Source organism: Streptomyces rhizosphaerihabitans (assembly GCF_025399795.1).
Taxonomy (GTDB): Bacteria; Actinomycetota; Actinomycetes; order Streptomycetales; family Streptomycetaceae; genus Streptomyces; species Streptomyces rhizosphaerihabitans.
This window is the reverse complement of sequence record NZ_JAODTZ010000231.1, coordinates 1-250: the sequence shown is the minus strand read 5'-3', so window position 1 is coordinate 250 and position 250 is coordinate 1. Positions and strand designations below refer to the sequence as shown.

Here is a 250-nt window from a genome sequence, read left to right as displayed (position 1 = left end):
GTGATCGCGGCCGGCCGCTTCTTCCCCTCCACCCGGCTGTGCTCCCACTGCGGCACCCTCGCCGGGAGGATGCCGCTCGACGTCCGCACCTGGACGTGCGGTTGCGGAACGGTCCACGACCGGGACGTGAACGCCGCGAAGAACCTGCTGGCCGCCGGACTGGCGGTGACAGCCTGTGGAGCTGGTGTAAGACCTCAACGGGAATCCTCCCGGACGGGGCAGTCGGCGACGAAGCAGGAAACCTCACGGC

General features: G+C 69.6%; 1 protein-coding gene. It reads left to right on the top strand.

Going from position 1 to position 250, the window contains the following annotated elements; all coding sequences use genetic code 11:
• On the top strand, positions 1-250 hold a 250-nt coding region (locus N4G66_RS45540), incomplete at both ends, for a zinc ribbon domain-containing protein (RefSeq protein ID WP_261710185.1).